The following is a 720-nucleotide window of genomic DNA, read 5'->3' on the forward strand; positions in this document are numbered from 1 at the left end:
GCGAAGGTGGCGGAATTGGTAGACGCGCTAGCTTCAGGTGTTAGTGTTCTTACGGACGTGAGGGTTCAAGTCCCTCTCTTCGCACCAACGTTGTCACACTTCTTCTGCAGTACAATACCCATTGATTGTTACCGCTGCTATCACGCCTTTGCGTGATATTGTCGTTTCTGCTCGCCGTTAAATGATGTGAAAATTCACCGAGATAGCCGCCAGACCGCCAGCCAGCGCCAGGCAGGAAGGCAGCAGCAGATAATGACGCAGACGATGGTGGAACAGCATCACCACGGTAAGCAGCAGCGCGACAATCATCACTAAGCGCCACTGGCTGAAACTCGGCTCCCACAGCGCAAACACCGGCATGGCCGCGCAGGGCAGCAATACGCCCCAGCCGCTATCCAGACGTTTACCCATCACCCAGCTTACGCCCCACAAGCCACAGGCGGCCATCATCGCCATGATCATCGCGCAACCCTTCAAATGATAAATATTCCCATTATCATATGACAATATTTCTCATCTTGCAGCGAATTTTTTGCCCTGCCCGCGCCGGATGACAGAATTACTGGAAAATGATAGATTGCCGCCGATAACTATTTTGATAACACAGCAAAAACGTGCTCACTATCCGCGTTGTGGGATTATTTCCTGCGGGTAGCGCTTTGATATTTCAGGGCTGTCACGAGTAATAAAAATTAAATTACAATCTTAAGATGAGTTGAA

1 protein-coding gene and 1 tRNA gene are annotated in these 720 nt (G+C 50.1%); one reads left to right on the forward strand and one right to left on the reverse strand.

The features are described 5' to 3' along the window. Positions 1-87 (forward strand) — tRNA-Leu (locus QMM04_RS22900). A 90-nt stretch (positions 88-177) separates the two neighbouring features. Here QMM04_RS22900 and QMM04_RS22905 read toward each other — a convergent pair. Then, positions 178-462, reverse strand: a complete 285-nt coding sequence (locus QMM04_RS22905; protein WP_058780936.1) for a DUF1435 domain-containing protein — start codon at positions 460-462, stop codon at positions 178-180. Between the last annotated feature and the right edge of the window lie 258 nt (positions 463-720).

Origin of the sequence: Pantoea sp. Pa-EAmG, assembly GCF_030024295.1 — a bacterium.
Classification (GTDB): Bacteria; Pseudomonadota; Gammaproteobacteria; order Enterobacterales; family Enterobacteriaceae; genus Pantoea; species Pantoea dispersa.